This is a genomic window from Paenibacillus sp. sgz302190, assembly GCF_059820445.1.
This window is the reverse complement of record NZ_JBZYAO010000004.1, coordinates 63,434-84,477: the sequence shown is the minus strand read 5'-3', so window position 1 is coordinate 84,477 and position 21,044 is coordinate 63,434. Positions and strand designations below refer to the sequence as shown.

Below are 21,044 nucleotides of genomic sequence, written 5' to 3'. Positions count from 1 at the left end.
CTGCCTCCTTGCTATTTCATGGTGAAGCCGCTGGACATCACATCCGCGCTGACAAAACGCCGAGATACCAGCAGCAAAATGATAGTCGGCAGCGTCAAGATGATGGAAAACACGGCACCGGCCGTTGCCGGATAGTCTTGCACCGCTCCGTACATGATCAGCGGCATCGTTTTGAAATCGGGCATTCCTACCATAAACGTTCCCTGCGCTTCATCCAGAGAGGACAGGAAAGTAAAGATCGAAGCCACGATAATTCCCGGCAGAGCCATCGGCAGCGTAATATTCCAGAAGACGCGAAACGGCCCGGCCCCTGCATCTCTTGCGGCTTCTTCCTGCGCTTTGTGCACGCTTTTGAAAGAAGCGGCCGGAATCCATGTCATATACATCAACGTATTGATAACATGAATGAGAACAACGCCCAAAAAAGTATTCATCAAGCCGATTTTGAAAAAGAGCACCGCGATGGCCACGTATAACCCCATTTTCGGAAAAGCGTTGGTCAACAGGAACGAAAACAGGAACCACCTGCTCAGCGGAAATTGAATGCGCGCGAAAGCATAAGCTGCAGGAATGCAGATGGCGATCGACAGTAACGTCACTACGAAGGCAATCAGGAAAGACAAGCTAATCGACTTCAAAATTTCCGGTTGGGACAGCACGAATGTCCACCAGTCCAGCGACCAGCTTTGCGGCAGCGCAGCCGGGTACTGCCATTTTCCCGAGAATGCAAGCAGCGCCAGATTGATAAGCGGACCCAGGAAAAAGAAGACGAACACTGCGAAAATAATAAACTCAACAATTTTTCTTTTACCCAAGCTTTTGAAATACCAGCTCATCGTAAATCACCTCCTTTTGCATTGGTATCGATACCAATTTGAAAAGCAATTGATTTTGCATTGGCCCCCAAAATTGGTATCGATACCAATTTCGACCAAAAACGATTCATATCCGTATTTTTGTGCCTCCTTGTTTCTCGAACTCTATTACAGCTTAATCGTCGATTGTAAAATATAATCGCTTAAAATATTAAGAACTGTTCAAGATACTTTAATGAATTTGTTAAGAGCAAAAAGGGGCATTTTTCACAACCAAAATTGAACAGAATAAGTTGGAGTTCAGAGAGGTTGAGCAGCTTTATCAGAGCTACAAAAAAAATCCAATGACCATTAAACAAAAAGCACAAATTGAAGTAAAAAACGTCTTTGAAACTTACGAGTTTATTTATAGTTTAAATCCAAACAAAGATTTTTCGGATATGGATGAACCTGTACTAAAAAAAATACAACATACTTTAATGAGTAATTTAACCGGTTATCCTGAAGGATATAGGCATATTCCAGCAGCCCTTCATGATGGCGATGGGCAAATCAGTTACCAGCCTCCGGCATTTAACGAAGTTCCGCGTCTCATGCGGGCATACTTCTCTTGGCTTTACACTAGCGTGACCGGATATGCAAACCCGTATGAGACGACCCATGTTGACCATGAAAAAAAAATCCATCCCCTGATCATTGCTGGAATCACCCATCATATAATAGGTTATATCCATCCTTTTCCTGACGGTAATGGAAGAACAGCACGGGCATTTTCTACTTTGGTCGGTTTAATACACAACGATCTTGCCACGATTAAGGATGCATTCAGTGTAGAAGAATTCTTTGATAAACGCATCGAGGATTACTATGACACGCTTATGGCTGCAACTCAAGGAAACTTAAAACCATTTATTGTTTTTTATCTGGAGTGTGTCAACGCATCGCTTACCAAGGTTCTCAAAGAACTTCAACGTTACGATAGAATTAAACATATTCGTGAATTACTGGGCAAAGGGCATGCCAAAACAATGTTCGAATGGATCAGTAGAATGAATGACGGAGAAATATTTCATAGACAATTGTTCGACAACACTTTAGAAGCTTCACCCTCAAGCATTGCCAAGAACATTTCAAGGCTTAAAGACCTGGGCGTTATCAAGTCAGGAAGCGGCCGCGGAGAATATATCGTTTGTATCGTAGATTAGCCAAGAAAGCGAGCACTGGCCTCCGGAACAATTGGGGACACAGTGCTCGCTTGCCTTTCAGGGGGTAAGGATACTACAGGTTTCGCAGTTGTAACATAGCGAATTGCGATGAGGAACGTCGCATTTGCGCTCTAAGCGCCGCACGATTTTCTTACTTGTAATTTGCCGGTAAAGGAAATGACATTTGAGCCTATGTCCGGCAGTTCTCTTGATTTGATTTGGCCGAGCATTAATTCGGCGGCTTTATTCGCCATTTCCACCGACGGATGCTTGAAAGTGGTCAATGGAGGGCTGACAAAATCGGCAAAATTGACATCATCGATCACGGCTAATGCCAAATCATCCGGAACACGGATATTTTTTTCAAGCAAATAAGGCAAAATTTCCATGAGAACCAAATCGTTACCGGCTAACAAAGCCGTCGGAGGCTTTTCCAATTGAAACAATTCATCCAACTGCCGGGTGACCTCATTGATATTCACGCTTCTGGCATAGTTTTTGTCGAACGTAATCTCATGGTCTTGAAGCGCGGCCTTATATCCTTGAATCCGTTCGGACCGCGTGCTGATATTGAGCGGAGGCGTGATGATGGCAATCTGCTTATGGCCTCTGCTTATTAAATGAGAAGTGCAAGTGTAGGCGGAATGAATATTATCCATCACGACCATATTGATCGGCAGTTCTTCAACTTTTCGATCCAAAAAAACGACCGGAAAATGTTCACTCACGAGCTGCTCGTAAACTTCATTGTTTTGGCAGGTAGGTATGATAATCAATCCGTCCACTTGTTTAGCTTTTAACATATCGATGTACTTCTTTTCCTTGGACGGATCTTCATCCGTATTACAAACAATAACATGGTAATCATGTGCATGGCAGTAGTCTTCTATCGCTCGAGTGATCTCAGTCGAAAACCGATGCAGCAGATTCGCTACGATAACCCCTATCGTCGAGGTTGTTTTTTGTTTCAGACTTCTGGCAAGAACATTGGGCTGGTACCCCAGTGCTTCTATGGTCTGTTGAATTCTCATTTTTGTCTCGGCCGACATATATTCGTATCTTTGATTTAGATACTGCGAGACGGTGCTTTTCGATACTTTGGCCGTTTCCGCAACGTCGAAGAGCGTAGCTTTCTTACCTTTAATCATGTTGGTCACCCCCTCACTCAGAGCCAATATCCATTCGTTTTTTAGACCTATATTAACATTACGTTAATTTCTTAATCAACCTTTGTATCGACGCCATGCCGGAAAGAAGGTCCGCCGGCAGCCATATATCCGTTGCTGTGTCCTTCAAGATCCGCAGAAATCCAGAAAGCGTAGAATTGCGAATTCTCCAAATAAAAACGTACCCGTATGATGCTGTGATTCAACTCTTCCAGCGCCCGATCTCTCCATTTGATTTGTGCACTCGTACTATCCGTTGTAACCGGGATGCAATCCGACTTGGAATACCCGTCTATGACGTTGGACTCCTCATCCAGGAGCTCGGCATAGATTGCACCTTCGGTTGAGTCGACATTCACGAACAAATATTTACCATTGAACTCCATTTTCTTGGTTGTGACATACCCGCCTTTTCCTTCATCGGTCAATGAGGCGAAACCGTCTCTTCGCAGCTTGGCCAGTCCCACACTGCCTCCCGAATATTCATGGGTACCGAAATTAGGAGATTGACCGGAGAAAAAAGATACGTAAAAATATAATTCATCCCCTACAACGAGGCACACGCCATTAGGCGAATGCGCATATCCGTAATTCCATGTACCCGCTTCACGCGAAGACGAAATAAAATTGTCATAAGTAGGCCGGTCCCAATGAAAGCCGTCTCTGCTGTAAGCCAATTTCAGGTCATTGATTTTGGGCATTTTGGTAAGCTCGCAAATAGGGTTAGGCGGTCCCATAAATACGCTGTAAACACCTAGCATCATACTTTCATAAGGGGTTGCATCCAAATTATATAATTGTGTATAGTAACCCAGCTTCGGATCGGGAGAATCATAAATATCTGTTCTTGACCAAAAGCGGACTTCCTCGCTCTTCCACTTCGAGCCCCGGAAGAAATCATCCGTTTCATAGTAGCCTCTTGTCCTTACCCGGCTATCTAATGAAGAGAATGTTCGCAAACTGAAAGCCCATTTTTTCGTAAACGGGTTATGAAAAAATGTGGAATTGTCTCCGGCAAGGGTCGTTTCCCCCATCTCGGTCCAATCGATGCCGTTTGCCGACTTATACAATTTGATGACCTCAATAGGCGGGACAGAGCCGGGAATATCATGAAAATGCTTCGGCATCCTGTGATAATATTTCACTTCAAAATCATATTTCCGGAAAAATACTAGCATTTTGTATTTCTCGCTTGGATCTGAAGCCTCGTAATCGATCCATACGGCCGCCCCGTCGCGGAGCGCTCCGGATTCATACGGGATCACTCTGTCGTCCTGCCTGTCCGGGTACAGTTCCGACAATCGCTTCCAATGGATTCCGTCATCGCTTTCCGCGTAACCGACCCCGTCGAACCAGCCCGCCTGGTACCACATTTTAAACTTCTTATTGGTGTCGTCATAAAAAATGCCGTCATTGAAAGGGCATGCGCACGAACAGTATCCATCGTTCATTTCAAGCGGAGTTTCCGGTTCAAATACAGGCTGGTCCATAAGAACAGGCTGATGATATTGGGTCGTCAAATCCGTGGCCTCAATGACAAAACTATCGACGAACAATTGCCTTCCGATCGAAATATTCACGACCTCCGGCCAATACGCCTTATAATCCGACGGCAGCGGTTTATCCAGAGCGACCTCTTCGTATTTGGGCGGCCATTCGTCCGGCAGAATGATATTATTATACAATTTCATTGGATAACTTCCTTTCGCATGCCGATAACCGTCAGCCTCATCCTCATTGCAAATTCGAATGGCGCCGCGCCATCTCTTTGTAACTTGCATCGCCCGTTTCATCCAAAATGTCGATAACCACGGCATCAAGCAGCATGTGCAAACTTTGGTCGAACTGATTGCCGAGCGGCTGAATCGTAGGCGGCTCATCTTCCAGCCTTAATTTGGTCGCAGCCGGAATTCTTAAGACAAGATCGCTGTACTCCGCAATTTTCGAGTTCCGATTGGTCGTGATGAGCAAGACGGATGCTCCGGTCTTTTTCGCTTGACTTGCGTATAAATGAACGGCTTCCGTAGTTCCTGAACCGGAGATCGCCACCAGCACATCCTCCGGGCGAATACTCGGTGTAATCGTTTCGCCAACCACAAATGCGTTGAAACCTGCATGCATAAGACGCATGGCAAAAGCTTTCCCCATTAATCCGGACCGGCCCTCGCCCGCAACGAAAATTCTGGAAGCCCCTTTCATTCTTTTGCCAAAAGCTGCAAACTCCGTTTCGCTCACTCGATCTAATACCGCGGCAACTTCGCTATTCATTTGGACAAGCAAATTTTTCATAATCGGATCATCTTCTTTCTGATGGTTTCGGCTATCTCTCTTCGATGAGCGGATCCCGTAATGGCACTTCCGACAATAACGATAGCCGGTTTATATTGGACTATTCGTTCTATGGAATCAGCCGTTATTCCCCCTGCATACGCAAAATCGATCCCCTCCAGAGTATGCAGGAACGAAATCATTTCCGCTTCCCGTAACCCTGCTCCCTGTTGTCCTTGCATGTCTTTTCCTATATGTACGGAGAAGAGGCGGGCTCCCTGTTCATACAATCGGGCGATTGAACCCGTGTCCTGTATCCCCAACAAATCGATCATGACTTGTCCGCCCGATAAACGGGCTGCTTCCAACGCATCCTTGATTGTTTGTTCGGCTGAGAATGCCATCACCGTCGAAATGTCGGCTCCAGCGGACAAAGCTTGCACCGTCTCGTGCTTTCCCGCATCGCAAGTCTTCATGTCGGCCAACATTGTCTTATCGGGGTATCTCCGCTTCAAATCTGAAATGATGTCTACTCCATATTGCTTGATAACCCCGGTTCCAATCTCGATGATATCGATCAGATCCTTCACTTCTTCGACGATTTCCAGACATTCCTGCCGCGTCAACCGATCCAATGCCAATTGCAGCTTCAAGCTAACACCCTCTTATCGTTCAATAAACTCTCTTACCCCAAGTTTTTGCAAAACCTCTTCATAATACGGAAGCCCCTCATTATCTCCCGATACGCTTACAACCATGGATCCCACTGTATTCGCAAAAGTCAGCGTTCTTTCAAGCGGCCATCCTCTTACGATTCCCAACAGGAAACCCGCGTCAAATCCGTCGCCGGCCCCGACAGTATCTGCGATCGTATTTACTTTTACGGCAGGCATGTTAATCTTTAGCCCCTCATAATAACCTACACTGCCGGCAGATCCTTGTTTGATTGCAATACGGCCAATTCCGTACTCCGTAAATTTCCGTATCATCTCATCCAGATCACTGATGCCAAGCAAAAATTCGGCTTCTTCTTCGCCCGTAAGCAAAATGTCGACGTAGGGAAGCAATTGCGTGAGGCATTGTCTTGCCTCTTCTTTCGACCAAAGTTTCAAACGGATATTCGGATCGAATGCCACTAAGACATTATTGTTTTTCGCCGTCTCTATCGCCTTGTGAATGACGGACATATCGTTTTGACGGATTGCCGAGAATACGCCGGTTATGTGAAGAATTCTGGAGTTTTTGATGTCTTCCAACGGCAAATCTTCAGCTTTCATCGTAAGCGTAGGCGAATTCGTCCTGTAGTAAAATGTGCGCCCGGCGCCGTCTTCCCATATCTCTTTGAAATTTACCGATGTGGTGAATCCCTCCATCAACCTGACATTGGACACATCGATGCCTTCGCCTCTTGCAAAATTATAAATGTACCTGCCGAATTCATCATCGCCAAGCCGGCTAATCCACCCTGCTTTCATGCCTAATCGGGCGCAACCGATCGCCAGGTTTAATTCGGCCCCGCCAACTTTGCGTTCGAAATCAGCGACATAGCGCAGCGGCCCTTTGCTCTTAGGGTTCATTGTCACCATGCCGTCTCCTATTGTAATGACATCCAGACTCTTATCCAAAATGATCTCTCTTTTCTGTGCAAAATTGTTGTTTGTCAAACTTCTTAGCTTTACTTAACAGCTCCTTGCATAACGCCTTGAATGATGTATCGTTGAGCAAAAAGATAGATGAGTAAGACAGGCAAAGTAATCAATAAAATACCCGGCAAAAATTTGGCATAATCCGTGGAATAAATATCCTTGAACACTTGTATCGCCAGTGGCAATGTACGGTTCTCTTTGCCCGCATTTTGAAGAACAATTAACGGCAATAAGAAATCGTTCCAGATCCATAAAATATGCAAAATCGCGATCGTCACGGAAGTAGGACGCAAGATCGGGAACACAACCTTGAAAAATGTTTGATGACGATTGCACCCATCTATTTGGGCTGCTTGTTCCAACTCAAGCGGAACGCTTTTGATAAATCCATGATAGATGAACACGGCCAGCGGAGTGCCGAATCCGATATACATGAAAATCAAAGTTGGCTGCGGCATTGCGGTTATCCAGCCAAACATCTTTCCATAAATACTGACCAGCGGGATCATAATCGCTTGAAACGGAATAATCATCGCTGACACCATCAGCAAGAACAGGGTGCTGTTCAACTTCGATTTATTTCTTACAAAATAATGAGCCGTCATGGACGAGAACAGCAATATGATCAGTACGCTGCTGAATGTAATGATGACTGTATTGATAAAACTCCTAAAATAATTCATTTGCTGGATGGCCATTTTAAAATTTATGAAATCTAAGGTTGCAGGCAGACTAAAGGGTGAAGCCAAAATTTGCGCATTCGTTTTGAAGGAGTTAATCAAAAGCAGAACAAATGGAAGCATGCTAAATATCAGCGCCGCTACAACTATCAAATAAATCGACACCTGCCGGGCAAGGAGGCGGGTCTCCATTATATTTCGACCTCCTTTTTCTTGCTGAAATATACCTGCATAATCGTTACAGCTGCAACAATGAAGAACAGCACAAATGCCTCCGCTTGTCCCATGCCGTAATCGTAGCTTCTAAACGCTTTGTCGAATACATGCATAGAAACAAACACCGTACTTCCAAAGGGACCGCCTTCGGTTAAGGAATAATTCAAATCATAAACCATGAAGCCTCTCTGCAAAGAAAGGAAGATCGTCACAATAAACGAAGGAACCATCAAGGGGAGTGTCATATGGATAAGCTGCTGCCATCTGCTTGTACCGTCGATTGTCGATGCCTCCAGAATATCTTTGGGGACATTCATAAGGCCGGCGATAAAAATAACCATCATATAGCCTGCATAATGCCATACGGTGACGATGACCAAAGCCCAGAACGCTTTATCCGCGCTGCCCAACCAAGATTTGCTTAATAGAGCGAGCCCGTATTTAGTGCCGATATTTACGAAGAAGTTATTGAATAGAAATTGCCACAGAAATCCTAGAACCAAACCGCCAATTAAGCTTGGTGTGAAAAATGCCGCACGAAAGAAACTTTGACTTTTGATCCCTGACACTACCAAGTAAGCTAATAAAAACCCTACTGCATTTATTAGAAAAACCGTGGCGATGACATATTTAATGGTAATCCACATCGATTTCCAAAATTTTGCATCATGAAAAACCCCGATATAGTTTTCAAATCCCACAAACGGCATATTGGGCGAAATGCCATCCCACTTAAAAAATGTCAAATAAATACCATAAAGAAATGGAACGATCATCACCATGAAAAAGATCAATGTCGCCGGTCCGGTATAAAAAAGTTGGTTGCCTATCTTTTTAGTTAGACTTTTTTCTGAGATCAATTGGGATCTACTCCGCTCTCATTGATTTAACTTCGGAAAGCCGACGGATGGAAGCGAACCGCTTCTCATCCATCGCCTTTTGCTGCTTATCGCAGTGGACTTGACTGAAAAAGATAACTACTTTTTATCCTTCCAGTACCCTTCGATTTCTTTGATTAATCCAGCGCGGTCGGACTCGCCGGCAAGATATTTTTGCATGGATGCGCCAATCACTTTGGAGTGATCGCCAGGTACATAATTGGCACCGAATTGAAGCGTATTGCCGGCATTCATATATGTTTTGATTGATTTGGCAAGTGAATCTTTAGGTTCCAGCTTAATATTTTTGAAAGCGGGAAGAATGTTTGCTTTATTGACCAAGAAATCTTGACCTGCTCCTTCATATACGATCCAATTCAAAAATTTCTTGGCCGCTTCCTGTTGAGCTGGCGTAGCTGCCGTTTTATCTATAAATATTTGTTTCGTGGCGCCCACCGGGATCGAAGCGTTCTTTTTATCGGCTGCGTCATTGCTGGTCGGAACCGGTATGAAGCCGTACTCCCCGTTCGGTTGCACGCTATCCAATTGGCTGATCATCCAGTTTCCGTTGAATGTAATTCCTGCCTCGCCTTTTGCTACGGCGGCAGCAATATCATCAGCGGTTACAACGAGCGGATCGCCTTTCCGTTTGTTATACTTTTTCATCATATCAAAAGTATCAAGCAAACCGTTGAACACAGCATTGTCGGCCAGCTTTGCATTACCGGCTCTTAAATCGTTCAAGACCGCGTTAACATCGCCTTTCGGTTGAGAAGCATACGTAATCGGGATAAAATGATTGCCCAAAGACCATGGCATGGCGCCGATGATCAATGGCGCAGTTCCGGAAGCCTCAATCTTTTTAAAGAGCGCTTCCAGTGCAGAGGCGGAGTTAATTGTGGAGGGATCGAATGTGCCGCCGACTGCCTTATCTAGAACTTTTTTGTTGTAGACAAGCCCGTAGCCTTCTACTGCAAACGGGAAAGCTAGCGTTTTTCCGTCGAGCTGATTAGGCTGCGCGAGGTCTTTCACCCATTGTTCTCCGGATAAATCGAGAGCCTTATCTTGAAATTTAACAATGTCGCCTGCATCCAGCATGTTCAGTGTTGCAGGATTGCCTGATGCATACAACACAGATGCCCTCTCGAACGGAGACTGGCCGCTTGCCACTGTCAATACTTCCACTGTAATATTAGGATTTGCTTTGGTGAACTCTTTCGCAGCTTCCTCGGCTGCCGCCTGGATCTGCCCTTTCGAATTCAGGAACGAAATTTTAACAGGTTTACTTGAGTCGCTGGCGTTAGTATTGCCACCGGTTCCTTTGCTCTCCGAACCGCTTGAACTATTGCCGCCGCCGCATGCGGCAAGAACCATAGATAATGCTGTCACTAAAACTAACGGTTTTGCGTAAGTGAACGTTTTCACTTTTTGTCCTCCCTTTTGATTAACATGTCAAATCTCCTCAACAACCGGGATGTTAACTAAGATGCACAGCTCTTAATCACCTCCTAAGATTCGTCTGCCGGGAAATCGCTTCCAGATACGATACGGCAGTAGCGCCGAATTGGACGACTTGTTATGTACTATCGATTCATAAACCGATTTACTAAATCGGTTTATGAATCGATAGTACTATATGTTTCGCTATTTTACAACAAAAATCTTTATTTTTCGACTGTTCTAATTCCCGAATGAGAAAGCAACATTGCAAATGTCGCCTCGTGATATAACTAACATGAATTTCAAACAAGGAGATGAGAGCATGAGTAAGTTGAATGGCAAAATCGCTTTAGTAACCGGTGCAAGCAGGGGGATCGGTCGCGGCATTGCGCTGCGTCTGGCACAGGACGGCGTATTAGTCGCAGTGCATTATGGAAAGAGACAGCATGAAGCAGAGGAAGTGGTTCTTCAAATTGAACAAAATGGAGGTTCCGCATTCACGATCGGCGCTGACTTAAGTACGCTTAACGGCATTCACAATTTATATGCGGCATTGGATGGCGCCCTTCGGAATCGCACAGGCGATAATCGGTTTGATATTCTTGTGAATAACGCCGGAATCGGGCAAATTATAAGCATTGAAGAGACGACGGAAGCATCTTTTGACGAAGTCATGAACATGAATGTCAAAGCGCCGCTTTTTGTTATCCAGCAAGCTTTGCCGCGTCTGAAAGATGAGGGCCGCATTATCAACCTCTCATCGTTTGTTACACGAGCAGCCTCCCCTAGCGTTTTCGCCTATAGCATGTCGAAGGGCGCAATCGACACACTTACGCTTGCCCTGGCTCGCAATCTTGGGAGCCGTAATATTACGGTAAACGCCATCCAGCCTGGTATTATTAATACAGAAATGAATGCCGGGACGCTGCAAGATCCCAATGGACAGAAATATGCCGCCGGTCTTTCAACCTTCAACAGGTGGGGGGAGCCTGAAGATGTGGCGGATATTGCCGCTTTCCTCGCCTCATCGGACAGCCGTTGGGTAACCGGTCAACTCATTGATGCAAGCGGCGGATCTCACTTATAAAAAAACGAGTTCGAAAGCCTGGCCGATGCCAGGTTTTTGAACCCGTTTTTTTTATAAGGGCTTTGCATCCGCTCATGTCGTTAATTTCGCATATACGATAAAGAACACCATCATTTCTCCGGCGATTGCATAATTAGGCACATGATAGAGCAAGTCTAGCGCTATAAAACTTCCAATAACCCCTAGTAATATCGCCAAATGATAGGGCTTCAACCGCAGATGTTGATGTCTGTACCGGTGAAAAACCAGAGACGTAGATAAAAAATAAAGCAGCACAGACCCAAATACGAAACCCAGCATGAACGAATAATTTAGTTGTTCCAGATACAACAGCTGGATCGAAGCAGCCAACGTGCTCATGGATAAATAGATGAATAAATGGCCATAAATAATCGTTTGGCCGGCTGTCTGCATCTCTTTGCTTACTTTCTTCTCCACATTCTCGAAATACTGCCACCACATTGCGATAACTAATACACATGTAAAACTGACAAATAAAATAGATGGCAAATTCCAGTTACTGAACTGCAAAACAGCAATGATACTGATCACGGATTCACCAAGCAGAATGAGGGTAAACAAGGCAAAACGTTCCAATAAGTGATGGGTGTGTATGGGTGCTTTTACCAGGTGCCGCCGCCCGATTAAAGGCAGTATCGTATCTACAACGATTCCGGCATACAAAATGACGTATCGGATCCATGAGTCAAAGAACAGCGAACAAGCAGATATCAATATTCCTATCAAAAAGCAAATTCCCAAATATTTAGCGGTCCGCTGCTGATGCGCGCTTTTTGCTTTGTGTACCGTAAGATATTGAATGGCTGTCAATGCCCTCGAACCTATATAACCAATAAAAAAAGGAATGTAATATTGATCAAAATTAACGGATAGGCTTGCTGTCATGATTAAAACAAAAAACAGCTGAAGGATGAGGAATATCCTGTGACTGGCGATATCTTGGCCGAACCGATTTATAAAGAGAGTTTGACCCACCCATCCCCACCAGATCGGAATAAAAATCAATACGAATTTACTTAAATATTCAATAGGGATGGCCCCGTGGTCGGCGTGCAGCAAGACATGATTTGCTTTTGAAACGGCTGCTACAAAAAGCAGATCATAAAAAAGCTCCAGCCAGGTAACCTTTTTCTCAACCATAACCGTCAAAACTCCCTCGGGATCTTATTTACTGGAAAAGCAAGCTGCCTCGCCGCGGCCTATGAGAACTGCTCACTTAGGACGCTCCATGGAAAACAGGGAGCCTAGTTTGGCATAATAACTGCCTGCCATCCGACTGACAGGAGCCAATTTGCCCGGATCGATATGTCCGTTCTCATAAATTTCATCCGCGATATGGAAGCGAACAACTCGCCCAATAAGCAAATCGCAAGCGGGCTGTTCGCCGGTACCGCCGATTGGCATCGCTTGTTCCAGCAGGCATTCCATGCGAATTTTGGCCTCTTTCAAACCCGGCACAACAATCGCTTCACTCGCTATCGGCGTGAAACCTGCTCTCGCAACCTCGCTTTCGTCCGGGGGCAAGTTAGCAGCCGTTTCGTTCACTTTATCTATAATCGATTCGTCCGTGATATGGATGACGAAAGCTCCGGTCTCCGTCGCATTCCTTGACGTATCCTTCATTACCCCTTGTTTTCGTTGAACGGACACCGAAATTAGGGGCGGCGCACTGGATACAATCGAAAAGAAACTGAAAGGAGCGGCATTGAGCACCCCTTCCTTGGAAAGCGTAGTCACCAAAGCGATCGGTCTGGGTACGATACTGCCAATCAGCAGCTTATAATTTTCCTGATCGCTTTGAGTGGTTGGATCAATAGATGCCATTAGTTATCCACCGTCACTTTCTATTCTTTTAAAAGATTTGTTCACTCTTGTTTTGCCGTTAATGTTCTCACTTCGATGGGATGCAGGTTCGCTTCGATCTCAGCGCGATGCGGTTCAAACCAGTTTGGCAGCATGAGTTTTTGTCCTAGAGTCTCTGCAGGCTCATCGTTAACAAATCCAGGTGGATCCGTAGCGATTTCAAATAGTATGCCGCCTGCTTCTCTAAAGTATATCGCATTAAAATATTGGCGGTCTATGACCCGAGTCGGCTGATAGCCGTAATTTTGAACTGTACTTCTCCATTCTTCATGCTGTTCGAAATCTTTCGCACGCCATGCAATATGGTGTACCGTGCCTGCTCCGCCCACGCCGAACTCCATTTTGGCGAGCGGAACGTCGACGACGTTGCCGATTTCTCCTGTGGACCGATAACGGGCATATTCGGCATCCTCATCGACTTTCGTAAATCCGAGTATGTTTTCCAGCGCATCCATCGTTTTGGGCGGGTTGACGCTGAACAGCACGGCGCCTCCAAACCCCTTGATGGCTTTATCGGCCGGAACGCCGCCGAAAGACCAGGTGCTGTTCGCCCCCTCTTCACGTTCGACAAGCTCTAGGCGCAAACCTTCATTATCCTCGAATTGAAGATATTGTTCGGAGAACCGGCTCGTTCTCGTAACCTGAATGCCAAAGCTTTGCAAACGATTGTGCCAAAAATCAAGCGAGTCCGGCGGTATCACATACGAGGTAATGCCCACCTGGCCGCCTCCGATTCGCCCTTTGGGCGAGCCCGCTGCGGGGAAGAACGTAATGATGGTGCCGGGGCTTCCCGCCTCGTTGCCGAAGTACAAATGGTAAACTTCCGGGGCATCGAAGTTGATCGTTTTTTTCACTAACCGGAGTCCGAGGATACCGGCATAGAAGTCGACATTTTCCTGCGGATTACCGGCAAAAGCAGTGATATGATGGATACCTGTAGTTTGAAGTGACATATGAAATCCTCCTCTAAAAATCATTATTTAAATTATTTTCAATCGAAGATTCTTAAAATTAAGATATTTTGCAAAATGGAGTTCATTGTTGAACTATTTTGGCCTGTTCTTTTTTTAGTCTTTCAGGAGTCACATCATCTCCATTTGGATCATAAACGGTGACCTGCAAGAGCGTGCTTTTTATAGTACCCCGAAATATTTGGAGGTATTCCTTGCGAAGATCGGTTTGTTCCGTTTTTTCAATTTCAGTTAATCCGACTTCTTTTGCCTTTTTTGAAAGCTGATTAATTCTTTCTAATATTGTAAGCATATTTTTACCTCCTTATTCAAAAATGTCTTTGGTTGAGATATCTTCAAATCGAATATCTTAATATTAAGATAAAACATTTTCTTATCCATGTCAATACTTAATGCAAAAAAAGAAAAAGTCTGCGGTCCGCCACCAATCTTAATAACTAATCTCGTTATCCGCGACCATGACCGTTGAAGTGCCTGAGCATCTCAATAAAATTTTCAAGTTGGCCGTCATTCCATTCTGAAACGCATTCATAGAACACGGATTCTTTCTCTTTTAGAGCATCCACAGTCTTTTGTCGTCCAAGCTCAGTCAAAGATAATAGTACTCCTCTACGGTCTTCGGGAGAGGGTTCGCTTTTCACATAACCCAAGCGCTTGAGATGATTGACGAGTCGGCTAACCGAACTGCGGTCCATAGCCGTCGATTCCGCTAAAGCTGTGGCACTTGTCGGGCCGAATGAATACAACCAACGGACAATAAGGAAAGCCGCGGGTTGCAGTGATGAATCGAAACGTGCCGCAGCTCTGACATTGAGTGCATGCGCGGCGCTAATAAGTGCACTTAGCTGTTCACCCAGCTTCAGTTCCAACTGCACTCTCGCAGTATTTTTGTCTTTAGTATGTTCCGCCATAGTTTCCCCTAACAAATATAATTGACATATGTCAAACAAATGAATATAGTTGATATATATCAATTATAAATCTTTTAACTGCTGCCTGTCAAAAAGCTTCGATTCACTATCCAAGCATAAGGAGAATCTTTATGACGACTAACCAAATTATTGTAATTACCGGCGCGACCAGCGGTATTGGACAACTCGCTGCAATTGAATTGGCTAAGCGCGGTGCTCATCTTGTACTAACAGCCAGGAACAAGAATCGGGCCGAGACGACTAGGAACATGCTGAAAGATCTTGCGCCAAAAACAGAAGTGGACTTTTTTTTTGGAGATCTTTCCTTAATGGAGGATGTCAGGCGCATCGGAAATGAGATTAAAGCCGCATACCCCAAGATTGATGTACTAGTGAATAATGCAGGACTGCATGCATTCGAGCAGCGGATAACCTCTGAGGGCTTTGCTGAAATGATAGCCGTAAACTATTTGGCGCAATGGCTATTAACGCAAACATTACAGCAATCTTTGGTGAGGTCCGGAATTGCCAGAATTGTAAATGTTGCTTCTGAAGCATCGCGCAACCATGGTGAACTTAAACTGCCTGAGGATTTGGTCGATACATCTGCTTTTACCATGAGGGAATCGTCAGCGCTTTACGGCAAAACCAAGCTATTTAATATCCTATTTACTGGGGAACTGGCCCGTCAATTATCCGGAACCGGAGTTACTGTTAACGCGCTAAATCCGGGTTTTAATGTAACAGGTCTCGGGCGCGAGCTCCGGTTTGCCGCTATGCTTGAACGCATTTTGAATTTTTTACGTATCGGAGATCCGCGTAGAGGAGCTGACATCATTACACGCTTAGTTGTTGAGTCCAAATACGATGGGGTGACCGGCGGGTATTTCAACGTTGGAAACGGCAGTCCTATTACACCTGTCCACCCCGGCGGAGATACCGCTATGCAAAATAAGCTTTGGAACGATACGAAACAATTGCTGCGACACTATTTTTGAAGATGATACGGTACGGTCGTAATAATCACATCCTTATTCCTAAAAAACCAGGCGCGGAGCAGCAGCGCATTTTGGTTGTGCAGCACATGGTGCCACCATTTCTTGGGGATAAATTGTGGAACAACAATATGAATATGGTCGGGTTTCCCACCCTCCATTTTCTCCATTGTCTGAATGAATCTTGATATTGGTTCGAGAATGGATCGGTACGAGCTTCTCAGAACGACCAATCTGCACGGCTCCCCCCATTCTCCCCATTTTTGTTCCATTTTTTCGATGGATTCATCGTCAAAGCCTACATATACGGCAATGATTTCTGTACCGAGACTTGTCGCAAAAGATAGCGTGTTGTTGACCACGCGATGCACTCCGGAAACGAGTACAATAGTAATAACGCGATGCATAACCGGACGGGTTTCATTTGGATCTATCTTGAGTTCCGCCGCCACTTGATTATAGTGTCGTTTGATCAATATGGATATAGCAACAATTACGGGCAGTACGATCAATACAACCCATGCCCCGCTCACAAATTTGGTGACGGCAAAAATCAACGCAACGAGAACCGTTATTACGGAACCGATTAGATTAATAACAAATTTCACACGCCACTTGGCGCCCTTTACCCTTTTCCAGCGGCGCAATAATCCGATCTGAGCTACAGAGAACGAAATAAAAACGCCAATTGCATATAACGGAATAAGAGCGTTAGTATGGGCACGGAAAGCAACAATGAGCAGAATCGCGAAACCGGCTAAAACTAAAATGCCGTTCGAATAACCTAATCGGTCGCCGCGATTGGTTAGTGCACGTGGTAAATAACCATCAGCTGCAACAATAGCCGCTAACTGTGAAAATCCCGTGAATGTCGAATTCGCAGCTAATATTAACACGACAAATGTAGACCAAATCAGGATTTGGTAAAGAACCCCCCGTCCATAATATACCTCCGCCAACTGGGACAGCATGGTGTTATGCGGATTCGGCGCAATCCCTTGCACATATAAATGATACGCAAAACCGAGCAACGTAACCGCCGTGATAGCGCCTAGGGCAATGTAAGTTTTAATGGCGCTTTTTTGCCGAGGCTCCCGAAAAACCGGCACCGCATTGGAAATCGTTTCAATACCGGTCAATGCCGAGCAGGCAGAGCTGAAAGCTTTTAAAATAAGCAGCGTCGTCAACCCTTGAGGAAACGTGCCAAAGGAAGGCGTAACATCCTGAATAAATCCATGCCGCGCTTCATTCAATAAACCTGAAACAATCAAAAAAAGCATGCAAGCCATGAATACAAATGTAGGCCAGGCAAAAATCTTAGCGGACTCTGCGACTCCGCGTAAATTAATGACAACAAGCACGCATATGCAGATGATGGCAAGTATCGTTTCATAAGGCCCCACCGCCGGATATGCAGAAGAGACCGCTTCTACAGCCGCCGAAACCGAGACGGCAACCGTCAACACATAATCAACGAGCAAAGAGCTCGAAGCAATTAGAGAAGGCACACGATTTTTAAAATTGTCCTTTGCAATAGCATAAGCGCCACCACCGCTCGGATACGCAATGACTCCCATAATATAAGACGTAATGAGAATTGCAAGCAAAACGACCGTTGAAGCCGTGATGGGCAAAATGAACCATCTTGCGGAAGCGCCCAACCCGATCAGTTCCGTTATTCCCGCTTCAGGACCGTAAGCTACCGAAGAGTAAAGGTCCGCGGATAAAATGGGAAGAGCGATCATCCAGAAAAGCTTGGTATGCTGTGCATGAAGTTCTTTCGTTCGCAAAGGCCGACCGATGAAAATTCTCTTCACGCTTGCGAAATTTGAAAACGAATACCACATGGCAATGAAAGCGAGCAAGATAAACACGATTTCAAGCCAAAACACATGATGATGCATGGCAGTAGTACTCCTTTAGTAAGGGATTATTTCCAGAAAACCGGAAAAGTGACATCTTGGCCGAGGATCAAAAGCATTACACATATTGTTTTCCGAGGGATCGATTTACATACACAGGAAAGCTTCAATAAACAAAAAAAGGAAATCAAGACTTAAAGTCCTGAGTTCCTTTTTTTATTTTATGGATTATTTACGGGCTAATGTCCGTCATCTAAAGATCTGCATCTTCGTGAGCGTCAAATCAATCGTTTATCAGTTAGCAGTAAAATAGAAATCGTAACCGGATGTGCTGACAGTACCGGTTGCCGAATAGATTCGGAAAGTGATTTTCTCACCCGGCTTGAGATTCGTAAGAATAAAAGAGTCCTTTTTTCCGACTCCATTATCGTTAACGGCCAACTTGGTTCGGTCTTTGTCTGATCCGTTTATGTACCAGAATGCATCCAAGTTATAGTTTTGCCCGCTAGGAGGAGTCATAGAGGCATTTATAGTTACACTGCTAGAAGTGTTATTGGTATAAACGAACCAATCTACGTCGTCAGCGGATCTTTGGAGCGGAAACGTATAGTGCGTGTTAGGGGCGGCATAAATCGGTGACGATTCAGCGTCACCAAGTCCTTTAACCGCGAATGCGGACTGAGCGGATACAAGTAAGCTTAATACGACAACAGCGGCTGACAAAGACTTTTTAAATTTAAAGTTCATCATTAATAATCACTCCTAGTCTATGATTGTGAACTGTGAACTGGCCAAGAATCACATTCAATAATATACCTTAAATTCTTTTTTTTGTAAAGTATTATCCTCTTTATTGCTATATATCCTAAAAATTGTTATATTAATTAACACAATTTGGATCCCTGGAAGGAATCCGCCCAAGCCTGGAAAGGTATCCTTGAAACGCCATAAAAGGCATTTCACGCGTGCGGACGCTCGCCGTACGGCTAGAAAAGAAGCACTCCCTTCTTACCGGCGATGAAGACGATAAGAAGCAAGTGCTTCAAGAATACGTGGATCGTGTCATAATCCAGCCGTCCCGCGAAATTGACGCATTTGACACGGAAATCACTTACATGGGTTCCATGTATAGAGACGAAGGGAGTCGAACCCCTGTCCGAAATATCGCCGCTCAGGCATCTACGGGTGGTTGTTACAAGTAGTCATAATTTTGATGTCGACATAACAATGTTCCGAAGAATCAACTTTCATCCGAATGTTCTTCTAGAATACGAGAGATAGTTTCCAATGTATGCAATCCTGTTGCAATATCGACTATAAACTCCACCGCATACTTGCGTTCCATTTGCAAATGGTGTCCATTCAACAGCAAAAACGACTTGGTAACAAGATAGGCTGTCCGCTTATTCCCATTATGAAAACAATGATTTTTGACAAGGGACTCCAGTAAGGCCGCGGCCTTATCAAATAAGGATGGATAAGCATCTTCTCCAAAAATACTTTGCTGGGGCCTATGTACCGCAGATTCCTGTAGACCGTGGTTTTTTACTCCCGCTTGCTCTGCGTCGTTCATTCTTTTCATCATGAAATAGTGTGCCGAGATAACCTCTTCTTTTGTCAGAAATTCCGTCATATCATCTGTCCCTTAAGTCCTCAAGAATACCCTCGTCTTCTTCAAAAACATCAAAGAAAGCTTCTAAAACTTCAGGACGGACATTTTCAGGCAATTTACCTTGCCTTGCTTTTTTCAGCACAATTTCACCACGTTCATTCTCGATGAATTCGATTTCGTCTCCTTGTAAGACATTTAATTTTTCAACAAGACTTTTAGGCAGGCTTATACCCAAGCTGTTTCCCATTCGTCCTATTTTGCGAATCACCCTTCGTTTATCGCTCGTCAACTTGACCACACCTTTTATCAAAATCTTGCTCAAGACATAAAGCAAAAACCCACAAACATCATGCGGTTGTGGATTTACATGGTGTATGTGAGGGGGTATCGAAATCTTTAATTCCCGCGCTCCGTCTCTCTCCACACGTCTCCTAAATGCAAACAAACCGTGGTGTGATAAATCCACAACTCATCGCCGCGCGATGGTTCGGATGTTTGAGGAATTGGCGTGAAGGGAGAGGCCTTATTTTGCAACTGAATAGACCTGCATTTTTACTGCATCAATAACCAAACCGGCCGTTCGGATAAAGTCAAAACCGATGATCCCTTCGATATCTAACCCGTATTCCATATTCCCAATCTCAACCTGAAAATTGTTTATAGAAACACCATCGAAGTGAATCGCATCGAAGTTCTTCGTATATACGTACTCGATTCCGCCAACACCTTGAATGGAATCCACTACATCCCCGGATTCGGGAACCACTCCGATTACGCCAACAGCATCTGCTTTAAAGATCGTTCCTGCAGATCCCGTATCTAGTAAGACTTTTTCCAATGTCAGTTTCTGTCCGCGAAATTGGACCGTAACTGTAACAAATGGCAAACCAAAACTCTCGTTTAGTTTCATCTTGGCCCCCGTACGCCGACATAACGTTCACGGGCCACTAAAGAGGGACGAGACGTATGAAAGAAGCAGTATTCACGTTGAGGGTCCTGCTTATGCAACTCGTAGTATCGGCGCATCGCTGACGTTGAATCATCAAATCTATCAACGACAACCACTTCTTCAATGTAACGATTGCCATCCATAGAGTGTGCTTTTGTTGCTTCAAGAACTACCCATTCATTCGGAAATCGGTCCTGCACTTCTTCCCAGCGCATCCCATCACCCCCAGGCTTTCATAGATAATTAAATTATAACATAAACAAAACTCGACTGGACAAGATGCCCAAATCGAGTCGTTTCACAGGCTTTGCGCGATTTGAATCGTATTCATGTTAACGAGTTCCTCTGTAAATCGAAGTTCCTCCACCATAACAAAGAGTTACCGACACCTTTACGTCAGTAACTCTTCATTGTAATCCTATACTGTCACACCATGATACAACTCATCGGGATGTTTCG

Annotated in this window: 23 protein-coding genes; 3 read left to right on the top strand and 20 right to left on the bottom strand. The window is 44.7% G+C overall.

Translation table 11 applies throughout. The features are described from left to right. Window positions 1-11: 11 nt before the first annotated feature. Entirely contained in the window at window positions 12-836 is an 825-nt protein-coding gene (locus tag AC6RNO_RS07080) for an ABC transporter permease (RefSeq protein WP_474682718.1), read from the bottom strand. Window positions 837-1,108: 272 nt separating this feature from the next. On the opposite strand from AC6RNO_RS07080, the gene AC6RNO_RS07075 reads away from it, so the two are divergent. Beyond that, window positions 1,109-2,020 (top strand): Fic family protein, encoded by a 912-nt coding sequence (locus AC6RNO_RS07075; protein ID WP_497105047.1) that lies wholly within the window; start codon window positions 1,109-1,111, stop codon window positions 2,018-2,020. Between the two features lie 131 nt (window positions 2,021-2,151). Here AC6RNO_RS07075 and AC6RNO_RS07070 read toward each other — a convergent pair whose 3' ends face one another. From AC6RNO_RS07070 to AC6RNO_RS07035, 8 genes are all read right to left on the bottom strand, one after another. After that, window positions 2,152-3,168 (bottom strand): substrate-binding domain-containing protein, encoded by a 1,017-nt coding sequence (locus tag AC6RNO_RS07070; protein WP_497105046.1) that lies wholly within the window; start codon window positions 3,166-3,168, stop codon window positions 2,152-2,154. A 71-nt stretch (window positions 3,169-3,239) separates the two neighbouring features. After that, complete coding sequence (locus AC6RNO_RS07065) at window positions 3,240-4,877, bottom strand: hypothetical protein (protein WP_497105045.1); 1,638 nt, start codon at window positions 4,875-4,877, stop codon at window positions 3,240-3,242. Between the two features lie 43 nt (window positions 4,878-4,920). Then, window positions 4,921-5,475 (bottom strand): 6-phospho-3-hexuloisomerase, encoded by a 555-nt coding sequence (gene hxlB, locus AC6RNO_RS07060; RefSeq protein WP_488435805.1) that lies wholly within the window; start codon window positions 5,473-5,475, stop codon window positions 4,921-4,923. Further along, the gene (gene hxlA / locus AC6RNO_RS07055; RefSeq protein ID WP_497105044.1) at window positions 5,472-6,107 is read right to left on the bottom strand and encodes a 3-hexulose-6-phosphate synthase; all 636 of its coding nucleotides are present in this window, start codon (window positions 6,105-6,107) and stop codon (window positions 5,472-5,474) included. The genes hxlB and hxlA overlap by 4 nt, the downstream gene beginning before the upstream one ends. Before the next feature lie 12 nt (window positions 6,108-6,119). Beyond that, the gene (locus AC6RNO_RS07050; RefSeq protein ID WP_474682724.1) at window positions 6,120-7,079 is read right to left on the bottom strand and encodes a sugar kinase; all 960 of its coding nucleotides are present in this window, start codon (window positions 7,077-7,079) and stop codon (window positions 6,120-6,122) included. A gap of 50 nt (window positions 7,080-7,129) precedes the next feature. Further along, the gene (locus AC6RNO_RS07045) at window positions 7,130-7,972 is read right to left on the bottom strand and encodes an ABC transporter permease subunit (protein WP_497105043.1); all 843 of its coding nucleotides are present in this window, start codon (window positions 7,970-7,972) and stop codon (window positions 7,130-7,132) included. Beyond that, the gene (locus tag AC6RNO_RS07040; RefSeq protein ID WP_488435802.1) at window positions 7,972-8,856 is read right to left on the bottom strand and encodes a carbohydrate ABC transporter permease; all 885 of its coding nucleotides are present in this window, start codon (window positions 8,854-8,856) and stop codon (window positions 7,972-7,974) included. Before AC6RNO_RS07040 ends, AC6RNO_RS07045 begins: the two co-directional genes overlap by 1 nt. Window positions 8,857-8,973: 117 nt before the next feature. After that, window positions 8,974-10,299, bottom strand: coding sequence for an extracellular solute-binding protein (locus AC6RNO_RS07035; protein ID WP_497105042.1), 1,326 nt, complete (start codon window positions 10,297-10,299; stop codon window positions 8,974-8,976). 337 nt (window positions 10,300-10,636) lie between these two features. Here AC6RNO_RS07035 and AC6RNO_RS07030 point away from each other — a divergent pair, with 337 nt between their 5' ends. Then, complete coding sequence (locus tag AC6RNO_RS07030) at window positions 10,637-11,401, top strand: SDR family oxidoreductase (protein WP_497105041.1); 765 nt, start codon at window positions 10,637-10,639, stop codon at window positions 11,399-11,401. 72 nt (window positions 11,402-11,473) lie between these two features. Here AC6RNO_RS07030 and AC6RNO_RS07025 read toward each other — a convergent pair whose 3' ends face one another. The 5 genes from AC6RNO_RS07025 to AC6RNO_RS07005 form a co-directional block, all read right to left on the bottom strand. Next, entirely contained in the window at window positions 11,474-12,562 is a 1,089-nt protein-coding gene (locus AC6RNO_RS07025) for a low temperature requirement protein A (protein ID WP_488435800.1), read from the bottom strand. A gap of 72 nt (window positions 12,563-12,634) precedes the next feature. Next, window positions 12,635-13,246 carry a flavin reductase gene (locus AC6RNO_RS07020; protein ID WP_497105040.1) on the bottom strand — a complete coding sequence of 204 codons (612 nt, stop codon included), beginning with the start codon at window positions 13,244-13,246 and terminating at the stop codon, window positions 12,635-12,637. A 41-nt stretch (window positions 13,247-13,287) separates the two neighbouring features. Beyond that, a complete protein-coding gene (locus tag AC6RNO_RS07015) occupies window positions 13,288-14,238 on the bottom strand; it encodes a VOC family protein (RefSeq protein WP_497105039.1) in 951 nt (316 codons plus the stop codon). Between the two features lie 82 nt (window positions 14,239-14,320). Then, window positions 14,321-14,548, bottom strand: a complete 228-nt coding sequence (locus AC6RNO_RS07010; RefSeq protein ID WP_474682732.1) for a DUF896 domain-containing protein — start codon at window positions 14,546-14,548, stop codon at window positions 14,321-14,323. Between the two features lie 154 nt (window positions 14,549-14,702). Next, a complete protein-coding gene (locus AC6RNO_RS07005; protein WP_474682733.1) occupies window positions 14,703-15,167 on the bottom strand; it encodes a MarR family winged helix-turn-helix transcriptional regulator in 465 nt (154 codons plus the stop codon). A 131-nt stretch (window positions 15,168-15,298) separates the two neighbouring features. Between AC6RNO_RS07005 and AC6RNO_RS07000 the strand changes: the two genes are divergently transcribed. Then, window positions 15,299-16,165: an SDR family NAD(P)-dependent oxidoreductase gene (locus AC6RNO_RS07000; protein ID WP_474682734.1), complete on the top strand. Its 867-nt coding sequence runs from the start codon at window positions 15,299-15,301 to the stop codon at window positions 16,163-16,165. Here the strand turns inward: AC6RNO_RS07000 and kimA are convergent. From kimA to AC6RNO_RS06970, 6 genes are all read right to left on the bottom strand, one after another. Next, a complete protein-coding gene (kimA, locus tag AC6RNO_RS06995; RefSeq protein WP_474682735.1) occupies window positions 16,156-18,066 on the bottom strand; it encodes a potassium transporter KimA in 1,911 nt (636 codons plus the stop codon). The genes AC6RNO_RS07000 and kimA overlap by 10 nt on opposite strands. A gap of 252 nt (window positions 18,067-18,318) precedes the next feature. Further along, window positions 18,319-18,774 (bottom strand): fibronectin type III domain-containing protein, encoded by a 456-nt coding sequence (locus AC6RNO_RS06990; RefSeq protein ID WP_474682736.1) that lies wholly within the window; start codon window positions 18,772-18,774, stop codon window positions 18,319-18,321. 490 nt (window positions 18,775-19,264) lie between these two features. Continuing rightward, window positions 19,265-19,657, bottom strand: a complete 393-nt coding sequence (locus tag AC6RNO_RS06985) for a type II toxin-antitoxin system death-on-curing family toxin (RefSeq protein ID WP_474682737.1) — start codon at window positions 19,655-19,657, stop codon at window positions 19,265-19,267. Between the two features lies 1 nt (window position 19,658). Beyond that, window positions 19,659-20,060 carry an AbrB/MazE/SpoVT family DNA-binding domain-containing protein gene (locus tag AC6RNO_RS06980; protein ID WP_474682738.1) on the bottom strand — a complete coding sequence of 134 codons (402 nt, stop codon included), beginning with the start codon at window positions 20,058-20,060 and terminating at the stop codon, window positions 19,659-19,661. 99 nt (window positions 20,061-20,159) lie between these two features. Next, window positions 20,160-20,546 carry an aspartyl protease family protein gene (locus AC6RNO_RS06975; protein ID WP_497105038.1) on the bottom strand — a complete coding sequence of 129 codons (387 nt, stop codon included), beginning with the start codon at window positions 20,544-20,546 and terminating at the stop codon, window positions 20,160-20,162. Beyond that, window positions 20,543-20,800, bottom strand: a complete 258-nt coding sequence (locus AC6RNO_RS06970) for a hypothetical protein (RefSeq protein WP_474682740.1) — start codon at window positions 20,798-20,800, stop codon at window positions 20,543-20,545. Before AC6RNO_RS06970 ends, AC6RNO_RS06975 begins: the two co-directional genes overlap by 4 nt. Between the last annotated feature and the right edge of the window lie 244 nt (window positions 20,801-21,044).